This is a genomic window from Bradyrhizobium sp. 613_E4_N2_2 (assembly GCF_052075995.1).
GTDB classification, from domain to species: domain Bacteria; phylum Pseudomonadota; class Alphaproteobacteria; order Rhizobiales; family Xanthobacteraceae; genus Bradyrhizobium; species Bradyrhizobium barranii.
Window position 1 is genome coordinate 1,602,276 of sequence record NZ_CP197234.1, and the last position, 15,905, is coordinate 1,618,180.

General features: G+C 59.3%; 13 protein-coding genes. 8 read left to right on the forward strand and 5 right to left on the reverse strand.

Features of this window, described 5'->3' with window-relative positions:
* Window positions 1–25: 25 nt before the first annotated feature.
* From AB7290_RS07520 to AB7290_RS07530, 3 genes are all read left to right on the forward strand, one after another.
* Entirely contained in the window at window positions 26–1,204 is a 1,179-nt protein-coding gene (locus tag AB7290_RS07520) for an alkene reductase (RefSeq protein WP_085400571.1), read from the forward strand.
* Window positions 1,205–1,309: 105 nt separating this feature from the next.
* A complete protein-coding gene (locus AB7290_RS07525) occupies window positions 1,310–1,882 on the forward strand; it encodes an OsmC family protein (protein WP_085400573.1) in 573 nt (190 codons plus the stop codon).
* A gap of 145 nt (window positions 1,883–2,027) precedes the next feature.
* Window positions 2,028–3,029, forward strand: coding sequence for an adenylate/guanylate cyclase domain-containing protein (locus AB7290_RS07530; RefSeq protein ID WP_085400574.1), 1,002 nt, complete (start codon window positions 2,028–2,030; stop codon window positions 3,027–3,029).
* Between the two features lie 213 nt (window positions 3,030–3,242).
* On the opposite strand, the gene AB7290_RS07535 is transcribed toward AB7290_RS07530, so the two are convergent.
* Together AB7290_RS07535 and AB7290_RS07540 are read right to left on the reverse strand one after the other, a co-directional pair.
* Window positions 3,243–4,409 carry an MFS transporter gene (locus tag AB7290_RS07535; protein ID WP_085400576.1) on the reverse strand — a complete coding sequence of 389 codons (1,167 nt, stop codon included), beginning with the start codon at window positions 4,407–4,409 and terminating at the stop codon, window positions 3,243–3,245.
* A gap of 52 nt (window positions 4,410–4,461) precedes the next feature.
* The gene (locus AB7290_RS07540) at window positions 4,462–5,487 is read right to left on the reverse strand and encodes an RES family NAD+ phosphorylase (RefSeq protein ID WP_085400578.1); all 1,026 of its coding nucleotides are present in this window, start codon (window positions 5,485–5,487) and stop codon (window positions 4,462–4,464) included.
* 50 nt (window positions 5,488–5,537) lie between these two features.
* Between AB7290_RS07540 and AB7290_RS07545 the strand changes: the two genes are divergently transcribed.
* Window positions 5,538–5,999 (forward strand): hypothetical protein, encoded by a 462-nt coding sequence (locus AB7290_RS07545; RefSeq protein WP_201266161.1) that lies wholly within the window; start codon window positions 5,538–5,540, stop codon window positions 5,997–5,999.
* Window positions 6,000–6,221: 222 nt separating this feature from the next.
* On the opposite strand, the gene AB7290_RS07550 is transcribed toward AB7290_RS07545, so the two are convergent.
* Window positions 6,222–8,018 (reverse strand): flavin-containing monooxygenase, encoded by a 1,797-nt coding sequence (locus AB7290_RS07550; RefSeq protein ID WP_085400579.1) that lies wholly within the window; start codon window positions 8,016–8,018, stop codon window positions 6,222–6,224.
* Window positions 8,019–8,391: 373 nt separating this feature from the next.
* On the opposite strand from AB7290_RS07550, the gene AB7290_RS07555 reads away from it, so the two are divergent.
* Window positions 8,392–8,769 carry a hypothetical protein gene (locus AB7290_RS07555; RefSeq protein ID WP_201266162.1) on the forward strand — a complete coding sequence of 126 codons (378 nt, stop codon included), beginning with the start codon at window positions 8,392–8,394 and terminating at the stop codon, window positions 8,767–8,769.
* A gap of 549 nt (window positions 8,770–9,318) precedes the next feature.
* On the opposite strand, the gene AB7290_RS07560 is transcribed toward AB7290_RS07555, so the two are convergent.
* Window positions 9,319–9,606: a PilZ domain-containing protein gene (locus AB7290_RS07560; protein ID WP_085400583.1), complete on the reverse strand. Its 288-nt coding sequence runs from the start codon at window positions 9,604–9,606 to the stop codon at window positions 9,319–9,321.
* A gap of 191 nt (window positions 9,607–9,797) precedes the next feature.
* On the opposite strand from AB7290_RS07560, the gene AB7290_RS07565 reads away from it, so the two are divergent.
* Window positions 9,798–10,013, forward strand: coding sequence for a hypothetical protein (locus AB7290_RS07565; RefSeq protein WP_085400585.1), 216 nt, complete (start codon window positions 9,798–9,800; stop codon window positions 10,011–10,013).
* A gap of 364 nt (window positions 10,014–10,377) precedes the next feature.
* Here AB7290_RS07565 and AB7290_RS07570 read toward each other — a convergent pair whose 3' ends face one another.
* A complete protein-coding gene (locus AB7290_RS07570) occupies window positions 10,378–10,800 on the reverse strand; it encodes a hypothetical protein (RefSeq protein ID WP_080586612.1) in 423 nt (140 codons plus the stop codon).
* Between the two features lie 785 nt (window positions 10,801–11,585).
* Here AB7290_RS07570 and AB7290_RS07575 point away from each other — a divergent pair.
* Window positions 11,586–14,156 (forward strand): ATP-binding protein, encoded by a 2,571-nt coding sequence (locus AB7290_RS07575; RefSeq protein WP_085400586.1) that lies wholly within the window; start codon window positions 11,586–11,588, stop codon window positions 14,154–14,156.
* Window positions 14,157–14,515: 359 nt separating this feature from the next.
* Complete coding sequence (locus AB7290_RS07580; RefSeq protein WP_063981213.1) at window positions 14,516–15,862, forward strand: ABC transporter substrate-binding protein; 1,347 nt, start codon at window positions 14,516–14,518, stop codon at window positions 15,860–15,862.
* Window positions 15,863–15,905 lie beyond the last annotated feature (43 nt).

Genomic DNA, 15,905 nt, shown 5'->3' on the forward strand with positions numbered 1-15,905 from the left:
CAGAAACCTGCTCGAAGGATGATCTATGACCGACTTGTTCGAATCTCAACTGCTCGGCGGCACTGTTCCGCTGAGGAACCGCATCGTCATGCCGCCCATGACCCGCACGCGAACGTCCGAGGGCGACCTCCCGACCGACGGTGACCTCCCGAATGCGCTGATGGCGACCTATTACGGCCAGCGGGCCGGTGCCGGCCTGATCATTACCGAGGCCGCCGATGTGGATCAGTCTGGCCATGGTTACGCGAGGACACCCGGCATCCACTCGGAAGCTCAAATGCAGGGCTGGCGTCTGGTGACCGATGAGGTTCACCGTCATTGCGGCACGATCTTCCTGCAGTTGTGGCACGTCGGCAGGATGGCGCATTCCTCGATTCTGCCGAATGGCCAGGCTCCGGTGGGCGCAACCGAGCAGCGGGCCGACGGCTCTTCGGTGTTTGCTCACCGGTCGGACGGCCGATTGGGTTATATGCCTACGGAAACACCGAGGCCTCTCAGCACGGAGGAGGTGTTGGCCATGGTGGGCACCTTCGCCAAAGCCGCCGCCAATGCGCGGAAGGTCGGATTCGATGGTGTCGAACTGCATGCGGCCAACGGCTATCTGTTCGAGCAGTTCATGAGCTCGGTGCTCAATACGCGCACCGACCGCTACGGCGGCCGCAGAATGGAAGATCGTACGCGCCTCCTGTTGGAAGTCGTCGATGCGGTGGTGGCTGAATTCGGTCCGGGGCGCGTTGGCGTTCGCCTGTCTCCGTTCGGTAAGTACGGCTCCATGCCGACTGACCCTCTTGTCGAGGAAACGTTTCTGTACCTTGCCGAGCAACTGGGGCGCCGCGGCGTGGCATACATCCATCTGCTCTACGAGCTGATGCCCGACGCAAACATGGAGATGGCGGAGTTCAAGCCTCGGTACCTCGACCACGCTCTGCTTGCCAAGGCTAGGGCGGCATTTCGTGGCGCCTTCATCTGGTGCGGTGGCTTCAATGACCGCGAGCGCGCCCAGGCTTCGCTCGACACCGGATTAGTCGACCTGATCGCCTTCGGCAGGCCGTATATCGCAAACCCGGACCTGGTCGAGCGCCTCAAACACGGCTGGCAGTTGGCCGTAGCGGACCGATCGACTTATTACACCCGACGCGGCGAGGTGGGGTACACGGACTTCCCTGCATATCGATCGGTAGCGCTGCACGCGGTAGCAGACTGACCGGGACGGCGGGTCGAGCAGCAGGTCAGCGCATCCACAGGCGCTCGCGACGCTGCAAAAGTCCAAATGCGAAGTCTAACCTAATCCCAAGCAAAGGAGTCCCATGTGAGTGCACCAACGAAGCCCGCCGACCCCACCATCGTCAACGGCATCAATCTCGACGATCTCTTTGCGCTGATCGACGACGTCAAGCGCGAACCGGCCAAAGGCAAGACGAACTGGCATGTCATCACGACCTGGCAGGGCCAGACGCGGAGCCGCGCAGAAGTTGAGAGTTATGAGGTCGGCGGAGAGCAGGTGTCACGCCGGTTCTCGATCGACATCGACGAGCCCCGCGAACTCGGCGGATCGAACAATTTCGCCAATCCGCAGGAGCATCTGATCGCGGCGCTCAACGCCTGCATGACCGTCGGATACGTGGCGCAGTGCGCGGTGCGTGGAATCACCCTCGAAAGCTTGTCGATCGAGACCGATGGCGACATCGATCTTCGTGGCTTCCTCGGGATCGATCCTGCCGTGCCGCCCGGCTACGAGACCCTCAGCTATACCGTCCGGATCAAAGGCCGTGGTACAGAAGAGCAATTCGCTGAGGTTCATGAGGCGGTGATGGCGACCTCGCCCAATTTCTACAATTTATCCCGGGCTGTGGCTCTCGAACCTGTCTTGATCGTCGAGTGATTGCACGATGGCGCACATCCCGGACGAAGTCCGTCAACATTGACGCCCCGACCTAGGCAACGTTGATGTACGGCATTGAGCCTCATGAACGATTTGATCGGGGGAGTTTTCAACCCACTCGGAAACGAGCTAGTAGGCTGCACAGATGTTCTATTCGGCGCGCCCACACTCCCTCGGTCCAGCCATTGTGCTGGCAGCTTGCATCTTCCTCATGGACACGCTGTCGTCTCTTCAATTTGCTGTGGCCTCTCTGTACGTAGCTGTCATTTTGATCAGCGCATACGATCTTCAATGCCGTGGCATCATTTTGACCGGGATTTGGTGCGCGGCGTTGACTGCGCTTAGCTATGTGCTTACACACGGATTCACGGTAGCTGGCACAGCGCCGTTGAGATCTTTAATAAGCTACGTATCGATCACGATCACGGTAGTCTTGGTGATCAGGAATCGTTCGGCAAACGAGCGCCTTGCGGAAGTCAAACGAGAGCGCACAAACCTAGCGCGTTTCTTCTCCCCAAAAATTGTTGAACAGCTTGTTCAGATCGACGTGCCCCTTTCTGTCGCGCGGCGCCAGAAAGCAGCGGTGCTATTCGCCGACATCGTGGGATTTGCAGCACATGCATCTGGCAAGGCGCCTGACGAAGTCATTAAGCTGCTGCGCGATTTGCTAGGCTTGCTCAGCGAGGCCGTCTTTATATGCGAGGGCTCGATAGATAAGTTCCTCGGGGACGGTCTCATGGCCGTGTTCGGCCCGCCGATTGCCAGCAAGCAAGATGCAACAAACGCGGCGCTCTGTGCATTGCAGATCCATGAGCGTCTTGGCCGTTGGAATGAACAACATGCTGAAAACCCCGATATGGCCATTCGCGTTGCCGTCGGTATCCATTGCGGCGAGGTTGTACAGGGCGATGTTGGCACCGACAATCGGCTTGAATTCACGGTGGTCGGCGACGCTGTGAACATCGCGAGCCGTGTCGAAGCTTACTGCCGGGTTCTTGATGCGACGGTGCTCGTCACTGGCGATTTTATACGATGTCTTCTTGCGGAGGGTAGCTTCGACCTCGCCAAAGCTTTCACGAGTGAAGGCAAGCATCGGCTTCGAGGCTACAAAGAGCCCATTCAACTCTACAGTTTAAAAGCAGGGTGAGCCTTCGTACGTCCGAGCATGGATTGCACGGATCCGAGATCAATCAAATCCGGTGTGTGATAGTGGGGTGGATGGTTGCTTGAGGACAAGGGCGCCTGTTTGAATACGATCAAGCGCGGCGTTTTCGGACAGCCAGGGTCAGAGGTCGACCGTTTCGAGCGCAGCGTGTCTACTAAAGGCCAGAAGACGCCGCTCCAGCCGATATCCAACGTCTCAACCTCGGGGTGGGGAGGCGCGGCCGCTAGCCAGCACCGACAGCAGTGCGGCCACGCCGAACGCCGCCGCCACCCAGCCGAGCCAATCCACTCCGCCATGGGCGATGACCAGCGCGCCAATGGCCGCGCCTGTAGCGCTGCCTAGATAAATGGCCGACGAGTTCAGCGACAGACTGACCGCGGCCAGAGCTGGGCTTAGCGCGACCAGCCGCGCCTGCTGTGCCGTCATCAGGCCCCAGCTGGCCAAGCCCCAGAGCGGAATGGCTGGTAAGATAACGAGCATGGCTCGCGCAGGCTCGAGCGCCGCGCCCAGCGAGAGGACAGGATAAGCAGTAAGGCCACCGCCCACGATCACTGCATTGTCCGCACCCCAGTGGTCCGCCGCGGTGCCACCGAGCCGGGTACCGGCCGCGCTGGCGACTCCGAAGCCGAATAACACCAGAGCCAGGCCCTGAGGTCTGATCCCGGCGACATCTGCGAGGAAGACGCCCAGGTACGTATAAAGCGTGAAGGTTGCAGAGACCGTCAGCACGCTGGTCGCCAGGATCGCCATCATGTCGGGGCGCTTGGCTAGTGCCCAACGCCCTCCGAGACCCGCAGTGGAAACGGGCGGCTGACTCGGCATTCCCACGAGGGTCCCGAGCAGCGAGAGTGTCGCCAGCCCTGCGACGCTGAGAAAGGTCGCGCGCCAGCCGAAGCTTTCTCCGACCAGCACTCCGAGCGGCACGCCGGCGATGATTGCCAAGGTCAGCCCGTTGGTGACCATTGACAAAGCCCGACCCCGCCGCTCCGGTCCACCCAGTGCGGCTGCATATCCGCCGGCGGCCGGCATGAAGCTGGCGGCAGATAGGGCCAGCAGCAACCGAGCTATCAGCAGTTCGGCGTAGCTCGGTGCCAATGCGGCGAGCAGATTCGCAATGCTGAACCCTGCCATGGCGATGGCGAGCAAGCGCCGCCGTTCCAGTCCGGCGGTCAGCATGGCTATCGTGGGGGCGCCTATGGCGTAAGCGAGGGAGAAGGCGGTGACCAGGTGGCCGGTGGCGGGCAGGGTGACATCCAGGTCTCGCGCCAAGCGTGGCAACAGTCCGGCAATCATGAAGCCTTCGGTTCCGATCGCGAAAGCGCCGAGTGTCAACCAGAGCAGTGAGTTTAGCGATCCAGGCACACCGAGCCCTCGTACATTGGAACACGTGTGTTCTACGATTGCCTCGATCCGCCTAAATATCGATGCTGCCGTGCTTTTCCTGACGCCGTCGTTTCACCGCGAATTTGTCCGTGGCGAATTCCGCGCTCCTTACGCGATGCACCCGCACGCTTTCGGGCATGATGCGTAGACTATAGTCGCGCCAATTAGCATCGCGAGGGGCAGCCGGCGCAGCTTTCGCGGTTGTAACGGCGGGGCATGTCGGCTCTTGCTCGTTGTTATCAACGTCCCCCTGAGTTGACGGAACTTTCTCAAGCACCTCGTAGTCGTCCACCCAGCCATCCTCTGCCCAACGGCCCGTGCTCGCGCTGATCTCTGCCCCCTCTGGCACGTTCATGGGCTCAACACGGGCCGCCCCGTAAAAAAGGACGATATTAAAAGCGTCTCCGACCGCCTGTACTGATGGAAAGATGATGCCATCAATAGGCGCCGAGGCCTCTGTCGCAAGAAAATGGGCCATGGCTTCCGTTGCGAGATACTCAGACCCATCGTCATCGGGTATTGCCGGCCGCGTGAGACGTGACCTTAGCAACTTCAGAAAAACGGCGCCCTCCATCCTCCCAGCCAGCCCGCAATCAGCAAGGCCTTCAGTGATGCGGACGTCACCGAGGGCGGTCACGTCGAGCAGTCGAAGCGTTCTGATGATCTCGAATTGAGCCACCGCGATCCGACTACCAACAGGTGGCCGCACCTCGGCTACAGCCACTTTCTGATTGTTTGCACCGTAGAAAGCCAAGATACCGCGCGCATTCATGCGACCGGCCGCCGCTGAGGGCACTGGCGGTGAGCCGAGGTGGATGTCTGGCCTGGTGAGGGCTGCTTTTAGCTTGTCGTCAGATTGAAAGACCCGGGCGCGATAAAGGGTAGGGAAATCCGTTCGAGGACCAGCATCCAAGATGAGCGGGTGGCCTTCGCGCGCTTCCAGTTCGCCTATGCAATCGAAGAACGATGCGAGATTTTCCGCTGCTTTCGGGCTGAATAAGCGCGCCTCAGCTTTGAGTAAATTCGCCAAGCTGCGCCATCCCGTACCTAGAGTCATTCGTGTTCTCCTGAGAAGTACCGCGCCTTGGCCGAGCAAAGACGGCTGACGTGATCACGCCCACCGCTTTAGAACCGTCGTGCCACGGGTCGAAGTTGCATCTGCCGTTGGTCATGACGGATAGATGCGCGATGCGCGCTCTTAAAACAGTACCAAGATCGTTGATTCTGGCTGTACCACCGCGCGATGGCACGGCGCTCGCGAGTGGGGCAGATTGCTGGGCCGAAGCGGCAATATGCGTCTTTTATTCGCTCGCGTTCGGCGCCGAGGGCGGTCGATCGCGGACCGAGAATGGATGGATCGCCGTGCCCTTTTGCGATCGCATCCACCAGTCGTTCGATTTCTCGATTCAACTGTCTAAGCTGTTGTTCGAGACGCTGCCTTTTTCCATTCGATGTGATTGCGAGGCGCTTTCGCTCTTCGAGATAAGTACGCACGTACTCCGCAATAACTTTCGGCGCGCTCAATTCAGCCCGCAAACCACTGAGAACTGCGCTCTCAACCGTGTCTAAATAGAAGGTCCAATTCCACTGGCGAGGGGAATTCTCTCAGAACCGGTGACCTCCCTGTCACCAGCTTCGATGACACCCGGAGAGTGCGAAGGCACTTGGCCTAACCATTCCCGAGCCCTTTCTGCTGCGCGCTGACAAGGCGGCCATTGCGCCGGCGAGTGCGGAGACCCGGAAATGGCATGGGGCTCGCAATCCGCGAGCCCCGCTGTGCCCTCGGCAATTTCAGGCCTTGTGATGGACAGTCTGCAGGCCGTAGACCGGCGTCGGGATGCTCTCGTAGCGCGCCTTCAACTGCAGGGAAAGGAATTGCGAGTAATGTCGCGACTGATGCAGATTGCCGCCGTGGAACCATAGGCCTTCCTGCTGCGTCGGCTTCCACATGTTGCGCTGCTCACCTTCCCATGGGCCGGGGTCCTTTGTCGTACTCGAGCCGAGGCCCCAGACCTTGCCGACTTTGTCGGCCATTTCCGGACTCACGAGATCGGCGACAAAGCCGTTCATCGAGCTGTAGCCGGTGGCATAGACGATCACGTCCGCCGGCAATTCCTTGCCGTTGTCGAGCCTGACGCCGTTGGGCGTGATTTCCTCGACCTGTCCAGCGAACAGTTTGATTTTGCCGTCAATGATAAGCTGTGAGGCGCCGACGTCGATGTAATAGCCCGAGCCGCGGCGCAGATATTTCATGAATAGCCCGGAATCGTCGTCACCGAAGTCGAGCCTGAAGCCGGCCTTCTCCAGCCCGGCATAGAAAGCGGCGTCGTCCTGACGGATCTTGTCGTAGACCGGCTTTTGAAACTGATTCAATATCCGGTAGGGCAGTGAAGCGAAGATCAGATCGGCCTTTGCCGTCGTCATTCCGCCGCGGACGGCGCGTTCGGAATAAAGATCGCCGATACTCTCCATCAGCGAATCCGAGCGCACAATGTGGGTCGTCGAGCGCTGCACCATCGTTACGTCGATGCCGGCCTCGTACAGCGCAGCGCAGATGTCATGGGCCGAATTGTTCGAGCCGATCACCACCACCTTCTTGCCTTTGTAGCCGCCTGAGCCGGGATGGCGTGAGGAATGGTGTTGCTCGCCCTTGAACGTTTCCATGCCTTTGATTTTCGGCATGTTCGGCTTGGCCGACATGCCGGTCGCGAACACAAGCTGCCTGGGCCGCAGAGTAATCTCCTTGCCATCGCGTTCGACGATGACGGTCCATTCCTTCTTGGTGTCGTCCCAACTGGCGCGTTTGGCCGTGGTGTTCGTCCAGTAGTTCAGCTCCATGACCTTGGTGTACATTTCCAGCCAATCGCCGATTTTGTCCTTGGGCGAGAACACAGGCCAGTTCTTGGGGAAATCGATGTAGGGCAAGTGATCGTACCAGACGGGGTCGTGCAGGCAGAGCGACTTGTAGCGGTTGCGCCAGGAATCGCCGGCGCGTGCGTTCTTTTCGACGATGATCGTCGGCACACCGAGTTGGCGCAGCCGGGCCCCGAGCGCAATGCCTCCCTGCCCGCCGCCGATGACAAGCACGTAGGGCTGGCTCTTGAAGCCAAGTTGCTCTACTTCCTCGTCACGCAGTTCCTTCCAGGTCTTGGCGCCGGGATTGACGCCATGCCTGGCGCCGAGCGGTCGGCTGAAGCCAGCCTTTTCCTCATGGGCCTTCAGTTCGGCCATGGTCGTCAAGAGCGTCCAGATCTGACCGTTCTGCAGGCGGATGAGTCCATATCCGCGCGCGACCTCGGTCTCGAACGTGATCCAAGATTCGGTCACGCCGCCGGCCTCGGTTGGCGTTTCACCCTCGGCGATTTTCCAGCTGCGCGGCTTCACATGCGCGAGGCAATGCGCGAGCATGTCGCGGACCTGATCGCGGCCTTCCATGGTCTTGATGTTCCAGGTGAAGGTAACGAGGTCGCGCCAGTAGCATTCCGGAGCGAACATCCCTACGGCGGCGTCGAGATCGCCCGCCGCAAGCGCGGCTTCAAACTTGTCGAGGAAAACCTGGACGCGCGCGCTAAGCGTGGTGTCGAGCATCACTTCCTCCCGGATGTCGTTTGCAATTGTTCCGCGCAGGCTCGCACGACCTTACTCCAACCATCGCGGGAATCCAGACTCGCGCGGCAGGGTTCCCGGTCGGCTTCAGCGCCTCTCAGCGCTCGCCTGCAACAACGCCGCTTCGCCCACCGACGATGGGGTAGACTAAGAGCTCTATTTGCTGCGGTGCATGCGTCCGGAATTTGGCCCGCAGGCTCCTGTAACGGAGGGGCAGAGCATGTCCACTACCCCGGACAGCTCACGATCGCCATGATTCGGCGGACTGCAACCCGATGCCAGTCCCCCACTGAAATCAACGAAACTACTGCTCACCGATTCGCGCTAAGCTGCGGTATGATCCGGGAGATCAACGATGCGATTGTCTAGCCTTGCCACTTTGGCGCTTGTCGCGGGAGCTTCCAGCCCAACTTATGTTTCTATCGTCCTGGCGGCTTCGGAATGTTCCAGATCAATGGAATTGGCGGATTGGGGCGAGAACTCGACCGGCGACATCAGCGTCGCGTCTGGGGACAGTTGCATCTTCCCGATCACGTTGCGCGGCGCGGCGAGTAGCTCGGAAATCTCGCAAAAGCCAGCACACGGCAAACTGAAGAAGCTCAACGTTGCGACTTACGAGTACAGGACGAAGGCGAGATACAAAGGAAGTGACACCTTTGCCATCAAAGCAACCGGCAAGGGGCCGAAGGCTTCTGGCACGTCGGTCATCACAGTGCACGCGACGATCAAGTAGGTGGGTCGAGCATTGGCGTGACGCCGAGTTGATGCGCGTCGCGTGAGGGCGGGGAGCAATAAGCGTGCCCCAACCCGTCCGAGACGCTCCCAGAACAGCACCCGGTGGCGGATCGTGATCAGGGCCTGGTTGAGAACGTAAGCCAACAGCATCGGCGGAAGTGATTTGAAGGCAGGATCCGGAGTGGCCTCAATGCGATTGCGGTCTCGCGCGGGGATGCTCCATCCGCAACTCCGCGAGCTGCTTAAGCGGGTTGGGCCCAGACGCAAACTTGGTTTTGTCGGTATTGCAGCTAAGCTGCTCTCCGCTATGCCCAGAAAGACCCAGCCTCGGAGAGTTGGTTTTCGTTTAGCCAGAGGAGTGCCTGACGAAGACTCAATGGGACCAGTCGCTCCCTACCAAGAGGCGGTGGGGCTCCATCTGTTAGATAGAGCATAAAGCCGTCTTTGCTTCGGAAAAGTGCTTCTTTCGCCTCACAACATTCAAGGGACTCTACGTCAAGAGTAGGCAAGCTGCGCTGGACGATCAGCTCCATGTTTTGCATGGCGCTCACGACGCAGACTTCCTCTTATCGTGGATGAAATGCACGCCAGCGGCTGGTCGATCCAACCAGACCGACTGACAGCGACGAAATGCGAGGCCCGTTGACGATAGAACTAGGAAGAACTTTCGCGAGGTTAGGACGTCAGTCGAGCCCTCAACCTCTAGCTTTGCCCCCGTTACTGAAATGTCTTTGAGAACGCAGACTCGGCTCCAAGTGCCATCCACAGCCATCAAGTTGACGGCGTGCTGATGGGCAAATTGAACACGGTCCGATTTTCTTCGACCAAAGGCCATGCGCGGCAAAAAAATAGAAGTATGAAATATCTGACGTAGAGCGTGTGCCCCAATGATTAACAAGGGTTAGCGATTCGCGCTTTGCAGCTCGACTAATCGCTAGCGAAAATTGGCGAACTTCAGTGAGACAGTGCGTGCCGCCAAAAACGGTCGGAGCCATCGCATCCTCTGGCGGTGCCAGGAGGCGAACGATGCGATCAGTCATTGCCATTGTTGTAACGGTGGGGGCGTCCTCGCCTGTGTTCGCCCTGACGCAGGGGGAGATTGAGGCCAAGCTACCTGCCGCGGGCTATTCGCAGATTCAGGAGGTCCCGAGCGGCAAGATCAAGACCTACCGAGCAATCAAGGAGGGTACGGAGCGGTCGCTCATCGTCGACAGCACCGGCCACATCAAGGAGCTTCGGTAGCGCTCTCGCTGGGTGGCCAGTGTTCGGTCAGGGACGCTGCCGAATACTCGCGCCAGGCGGCCCGCCTACCATTTGTATCGGTTCACCTGCCGCACGGTCCAGCGGCGGGTGTGGCCTAGCGAGGCCTACCGTTCCGGGAGCTGCGTCGTTGCTGGCCGTACGAGTATCGAGGCGCTCTGACGTGATTGCCGATCCAATGGCGATGGCCAGAGCGATAGCAGATAGGAGTAAAGCTGCTCGATTCGGGTCCATCATTAGACCTCCGCGAAACGGCTCCATAGTGCCGGGATAACGCCGATCTGGTGATTTGGTTCTTAGGTTCGCCCACAAAGGTGTCCGAACAACACTCGCGCAATTACGCGACTTAAGCCGATCGTTTGCGATGGTTCTTGCGGTGTTTGCCTTGGGGGCGCCCGTGCGATCGCTCCAGTACTTTCGGCAGAGAAGCCGCCGCTGGAGGAGCTATTGGCGAGGCTTGCTCGACCTCAACCGGCTCGGCTGGGTCGGGGGGCCGTATGGCCGGCGTTGCACCCAAGGCAGCCTCCTCGAGTTTGGCAAGGAAGTCGCGTCCTTGGTTCGTGATAGTCCATGCGCCGCGTTCACGAGTGATGAGTCCTTGGCTGAACGCATCAAGATCCGGCGCAAGTTCAGCGAGACGCTTCATACGCAACGTCCATTCAGGGCCGCTCGTATAGAAAACCGCGAGATGCAGCTTGATAAGCTCAAGGTTTCCCCGGCCGTCTGGCTGCCCTGCCAAAATCTTCAAAATGGAAAGCTGAAAACTCACGCGCGCCACTCGAACGCAACGACTCAATCCTTGCAATCTATCGGTTCTGGCCAACGGCTCATAGATCGGCCGTCAAGCTTCTCGCGGAGATGCTTGCTCGGTAAGCCTAACCGCCAAGGTTAACCGTGCCTGGAGGGTCAAAGGCAGACTTCGACGAGATAAAGGCGCTTGTAACGGAATCGATCCAGGTGGCTCCTTCCGTTACCGAAACACATCCGCCGCTTCGTTAGACCATAACTCCATCACCGCCAGCTTTTCCAGGATGGTTGGGCCATGAAGTACCGGCGCTTGCCGGTATCGCTGCCGCGGTCCAGATCGGATCTGTGATCGCCTGGCATTTCATGAGCGATCATGAAGCAAGGTGGTGCTTTAAGCAAAGTAGGTTTGGTCTAAATTACCGACGCAATATTCCGACGCCGTGGCGCGATCGCGCCCGACGCATTCGAATCGTCGTGCCACAGGTCGAAGTTACATCCGAGTTGCCGTTGGTCTTGGCAGATAGATGCGCGATGCCCGCTCAAAAAAACAGTACCAAGATTGTCGATTTTGGCTGTACCACCGCGCGATGTCATGGCGCTCGCGAGTAGGGCGGGATTGCAGGGGCGAAGATGCAACAAGTGTCATTTGAAAGCGGGCGCGGATGAAGCTCGCGCCGCCGCGCATGTTCAACGAGCGGTCACTCGTGGTTCTCACGATCGTGATTGGAATGACGAACGCCTATAAGCGTATCCCCATTGGGATTGAAATGCACAGCAAGCTCCGGGACGATTTGAATACGGCAGAGAATGACCATCTTGTCGCGCCTGTTGGCGCTTGTCGCAGTCGCGTTATTGCCCGCTATCTCGATTCAGGCGTACAACGAAGTTAACCTTCGACGCGCGCGCCAGGTGGACGTACAGAATCAGGCGCTCGGTCTCGCTAAGCTCGCCGCCGAACAGCAGCAACAGATCGTTCAGGGCATTCGGCAGGTCCTGATTGCGCTGTCCGAACTCCCTGCGATAAAGGCGAAAGATAGCAAGGGGTGCAATGCGGCGATGGCAGGGATGAGGTCCCGGTTTCCGGCTTTCCTCACTTTCGTCGCTACCGATCTGAGTGGCCAGCCCTTCTGCGATACAAACACAGATCGCAAGCCGGTGAATGTCTCCGGGCGTCCCTACTTTGCGGATGCGTTGAAGACGGGTGCGTTTACGGTGGGACAATTCTCGATCGGTCTGTCCGTCGATCGGAAACTCATTCAGTTTGCGCTGCCTTTCTACGGAGATGATGGTCAGCCAGGGGGCGTCATCATTGCGCCTCTCGGCCTGGACTGGTTAGCGGACTACATCGCGCGCGCGGGTGTTCCGGCGGGAGACGCGCTGGCCATCACCGATCGCAACGGCACCTACCTTGCCCGCTATCCGGACAATGACCGATTTGTCGGTCAGAAATTGGTTCGCGCTGGTGATGAGAGGCAGTATGGCGACGGTCTCGCAGCCGACCTGGTAGATGTCGACGGCGTCGAGAGGATCGTGGGTTTCTCGGCTCTCGGGCCCGATTCTGGGGGACTTCGGGTCAGCTTCGGCCTCGACAAGGCGAACGCCTTTGCCGAGATCCAGAGCCGGACCCGACACGACATCTTCCTCATCGCCCTCAGCGCTATGATGGTGCTGGGCCTGACGCTGCTCGGCGCCCGGCAATTCATCCATCGGCCGCTCGGACTATTAGTTGACGCCGCGAACCGATGGCGCCTCGGCGACTATGCTCGCCGTGTGAACATCCGCGGCAGTTCTGAAATCGCAGGCGTAGCCGGCGCCTTCAACACCATGGCCGATGCGCTGGATCGCCGCGAGCAGGAATTGTCCGACGCAAAAGAGAAGGCCGAGGACGCCGCGGCCCGGCTTACGATGCTCTTCGAAAGCACGACAGACAGCGTCGTGATCGTCGACCACGATTGGCGGATCAGCTTCTTCAACCAGAGGGCCTGGTCTCAGATCGCTCAGGGGCGTGATCTGATTGGAATGCACCTGCAGGCGTCGCTTCTGGATGCCGCCGATACGGGAATCGTCGAGCAGCTTCGGGAAGTCATGTCGGACCGCCGTCCGGTTTCGTTCGAAGCGCACTGTCCTCGTCGTGCCGCATGGTATGCGATCAACGCGTTTCCTTCTGGCGAAGGGATCGCGATCTTCTTTCGAGACGTCACCGAGCAAAAGCATGCTGTGGAGGCGCGCCAGCGCATCGAGGAGCAGCTTCATCAGAGCCAGAAGATGGAGTCCGTCGGACAGCTCACGGGCGGTGTTGCCCATGACTTCAACAACCTGCTTGCCGTCGTTTCGGGAAACCTTGATCTCATCGAGCGCGCGGCAAATGACGGCAAGATCCGGCGCTTCGCCGCGACTGCGCGGCGTGCCGCCGACCGGGGGGCGAAGCTCACCGCACAGCTCCTCGCTTTCTCTCGACGGCAAAAGCTCAACCCTAAACTGATTAATGCCAACGAGCTGATCTCCAACTTCCAGGGGCTCGTCCGTCAGGCGGTCGGCGCAGAATGCGAGGTTAGGCTGAAGATCGACGAGCGATTGTGGCTCTGTCAGGTGGATCCATCCCTGCTGGAGACTGCCCTTCTCAATCTAGCGCTGAACGGCCGCGATGCGATGCCGGGCGGCGGAGTGCTCGAGATCGAGGCGCGGAACGTCGTTCTGGATGGGGAAGTCGTCGCTGGATGTCCGGCCGGATCATATGTGAGGCTGTCCGTCTCGGATACGGGGCAGGGGATGTCTCCCGAGGTGCGAGACCGGATTTTCGAGCCCTTCTTCACTACCAAGGAAGTTGGCAAGGGCACTGGCCTCGGTCTCAGCATGGTGTATGGCTTTGTCCGGCAATCCGGTGGCTATATTTCAGTCGAAAGTGCCCCTAACGCCGGCACCACGATCTCGCTGTACCTGCCGAGAGCCAATCAGGAGGCTCGCGACGAGGTGGAAACTGAACAGACCCGGGCTATGCCGGGAGGTTCCGAGCGAATTCTTTTGGTCGAGGACAATGAAGATCTGTTGGAAGTCGTGTCTGCAATGCTGACGAGCTTTGGCTATCGGATTCGCCTTGCTCACAACGGTACCGAAGCCATCCGAATTCTCGACAGCGATCAGGGGTTCGATCTTCTGTTCAGCGATGTCGTCATGCCGAATGGTCCCAATGGCGTCGAGCTTGCTCGCGAAGCAAAGCGGCGGAACAGCAGGATCAAGATATTACTTACGTCGGGCTACGTGGGAGACGTGCTCGCGCGTCACGGGGCGACAGACGAGTTCCCGATTATTCACAAGCCCTTTGGCGTGTCCGAACTCGCTCAACGTCTGCATTCTCTTCTTCAGAAAGAAGATGTTTAGGCAGGCACGAAGCCAGACGGCATCGCCGTCCATAGCGACAATGCGTATTCGTCTCTAGAGCCAGCCATCTCACGGTTCTTGCGGATCAGGTCGAGGCAGCCGTGCTCGAACGCAAAGTCCCTGACGTCGCGAGGGGCACCAAGACCGAGGGACTTAAGAGCGTGCTTGCAATGTTTAGTATATAGTGTTTCACTAAACAAATCGAGCTTGGCTGAATCCCTAAGAATCCAGGCAGGCGCGAGGAAACGTCCGTTTAGTCGTTCAGCCCGTGAAGGACTGTATCGCTCTGCTCGAAGCATTCGAGCGGGTTGGAGAGTCGCGCCATGTCGATGGCCGGCCCCACTGGGAGGGAAAGCGTTATGAAACAGACAGTAAAGGCGCTTCTTACTACGTTCGGAGTTCTCGCATCCGCGCTCGGTGTCGGAGTGGGGACTACTCCTGCGCATGCGCAGGCCAAGACCATCACGCTGTGCTGGGCCGCGTGGGATCCTGCCAACGCCTTGGTCGAACTGTCGAAGGATTTCACCGCCAAGACCGGCGTCGGCATGAAGTTCGAGTTCGTGCCGTGGACCAACTATGCCGACCGCTTCCTGAACGAGCTCAATTCGCATGGCTCGCTGTGCGATCTCATCATCGGGGATTCGCAATGGATCGGGGGCGCCGCCGAGAACGGTCAGTACGTCAAGCTCAACGATTTCTTCACAAAGGAAGGAATCAGCATGGACGACTACATGCCGGCGACAGTGGTCGGCTATTCCGAGTGGCCGAAGAACAGCCCGAACTATTGGGCGCTGCCCGCCATGGGTGACGCGGTGGGCTGGACCTATCGCAAAGACTGGTTTGCGCGGCCTGAGATCCAGGCGGATTTCAAGGCCAAGTACGGCCGCGATCTCGCCGTGCCGAAGACGCTCGATGAACTGCGCGACATCGCAAAATTCTTCCAGGGCCGCGAGATCGACGGCAAGAAGGTCTATGGCGCTTCGATCTATACCGAGCGGGGCTCGGAAGGCATCACCATGGGCGTGTCGAACTACCTCTATGATTACGGCTTCCAGTATCAGGATCCGAAGAAGCCGTATTCAATGGACGGGTTCGTCAACTCGCCCGGCGCCGTGAAGGGGCTCGAGGCCTACAAGGAGCTCTACAAGTGCTGTACGCCCCCCGGCGCCTCCAACTCCTACATGTCCGAAGGGCTTGATGCGTTCAAGTCGGGGCAAGTCGCGCTGCAGATGAACTTCTTCGCCTTCTTCCCGGGCCTCTACAAGGATCCGAACGTCGGTGGGGACAAGATCGGCTTCTTCAGCAATCCCGCCGGCCCCGCGACCCGGGCGACGCAACTCGGCGGGCAGGGCATCTCGGTCGTTTCTTATTCCAAGAACCAGGCCGAGGCGCTGCAATATATCAAATGGTTCTCCGGTGGAGATGTGCAGAAGAAGTGGTGGGCGCTGGGCGGCTATTCCTGCGCCAAGTCAGTGTTGAACGATCCGGGCTTCCCGAACAGCGCGCCGTTTGCCGGCGAGTTTTTGAAGTCGATGGGAATGGTCGTCGACTTCTGGGCCGAGCCTTCCTATGCCCAACTCCTGCAAGCCGAACAGAAGCGCGTGCATGACTACGTGGTGGCGGACAAGGGCACCGCGCAGGAAGCGCTCGATGGCCTGGTCAAGGACTGGAAGGCGATCTTCAAGGAAGAAGGCAAGAAGTTCTAGGGCAAACGCCTGGAGCGCACGCCGAGCGCGCTCCAGGCTCTCT